Origin of the sequence: Acetobacter lambici, assembly GCF_011516885.1 — a bacterium.
GTDB classification, from domain to species: domain Bacteria; phylum Pseudomonadota; class Alphaproteobacteria; order Acetobacterales; family Acetobacteraceae; genus Acetobacter; species Acetobacter lambici.
This window is the reverse complement of the sequence record NZ_WOTD01000159.1, coordinates 1-780: the sequence shown is the minus strand read 5'-3', so window position 1 is coordinate 780 and position 780 is coordinate 1. Positions and strand designations below refer to the sequence as shown.

General features: G+C 50.3%; 1 protein-coding gene. It reads right to left on the bottom strand.

Translation table 11 applies throughout. The annotated features are described in order from the left end of the window. Positions 1 to 438 precede the first annotated feature (438 nt). Positions 439 to 573: a hypothetical protein gene (locus GOB86_RS16480; RefSeq protein WP_277875508.1), complete on the bottom strand. Its 135-nt coding sequence runs from the start codon at positions 571 to 573 to the stop codon at positions 439 to 441. Between the last annotated feature and the right edge of the window lie 207 nt (positions 574 to 780).

Genomic DNA, 780 nt, shown 5'->3' with positions numbered 1-780 from the left:
ACTGCGCGCGGGTGATTTCAGTCCAGGCCATCTTGATCTCATCAGGTTATCGCAAACCCATGAATCATAATCCACTGAAATCACTCAACTCATTTTCGGTCAGACACTAAAAGGCGGGAAGGCGATAATAGAAAAAAGCCTTCCGAATATTCTTATAGAAATTCATCCCGTTGCACTCAAAACAGCATTTGGAACAACCGCTGAGAATGTAAGGGATTATCTTCTCTCGCTTGGTTACAGTATGTTCCGACTGCGGGATAATCAGGTTGTTATGTCGAATGACCTAAAAAACAGCTCGTGGGATGATTATTTCTTTCTCCATCCATCACGGCAGAAGGCTTTGTCTGGTCCGTTCAGAGCGTTTGTTCAGGACAGTCCGTAAGACTCTGACAGGCGTTCTAATTTCTGGGGGAAGACCTGTGGCATCTGGTGGGCCGATTACCCGGCCCGCCGCTGCTCCGTAGCCAGACAGCCACGCCGCATGCATTTGCGGTGCTGGAATTCTCCACTGCCGTCCCATGACTGCTGGCGTTGCCATGCGCCCCACTTATGCCCGAGGATGCGGCAGATCATACTTGTTGCAAACCATCTCATGGAATGTCCCATAACTGCTTTTGGTGGGGTAAGTCTAGGGATGCTGTTTTCATGTTATATCTGCCATACCGATCCCAGAGGTGGTCCCGTCTGTTCGGACAGTTTTGCGGGCTTGATAAGCTATACCCGGTTGTTGTTATGCCGCCCTTCTGACGGCGTTGCTGTTGGCCATCTGGTCCGGGGTTA